This is a genomic window from Methylobacterium sp. BTF04, assembly GCF_010692745.1.
In the GTDB taxonomy this organism is placed as follows: domain Bacteria; phylum Pseudomonadota; class Alphaproteobacteria; order Rhizobiales; family Beijerinckiaceae; genus Methylobacterium.
Map to the genome: position 1 here is coordinate 1 of NZ_JAAHTB010000251.1, position 560 is coordinate 560.

Consider the following 560-nt stretch of genomic DNA (forward strand, 5'->3'; position numbering starts at 1 on the left):
CCGAAGCGATCTTGAGCGGCTGAGCCGCGAGGAGCTGATCGAGCTGGTGCTGCGGATGCAACGCCCGGCGAAGACCTCACGCACGTCTTCGAAGCCGCCGGCAACGGATCGCAAGGAGCGGCGCGAGCAGGCCAAACCCGGTGGGGCGAAGCCCGGCCACGAGGGCCATAGCCGCGTGATGAGCGAGGATCCCGATGCCGTCGTCGAGCATCGCCCGGATCGCTGCGCGTGTTGCGGCTGCGGCCTGCGCGGGGACCTTCCCGCCGAGGTCGTCAGCGTGTCCGAACGGATCGAGCTTCCGGAGGTGGCGCCGGTCGTCACCCAGCATCAACGGCTGGCGGTGCAGTGCCCGACCTGCAGGGCGCGCGTGATCGCACCGGTTCCGGAGGCGGCGCACGGCACGCCCTTTGGCCCGCGGCTGCATGCGGTTGCCACCTATCTCAAGACCTTCCAGGCCTTATCCTACGCGCGGCTGCAGGCGGCGCTTTCCAACCTGTTCGGGCTCACGCTCAGCCAGGGCGGGCTGATGAACCTTCTCCAGCGCGCGCAGAAGCGCTTCC

General features: G+C 69.5%; 1 protein-coding gene. It reads left to right on the top strand.

All coding sequences use genetic code 11. The annotated features are described in order from the left end of the window. Positions 1 to 560 (top strand): IS66 family transposase zinc-finger binding domain-containing protein (locus G3T14_RS24585; protein WP_204263064.1); only part of this gene is annotated, 560 nt, incomplete at both ends.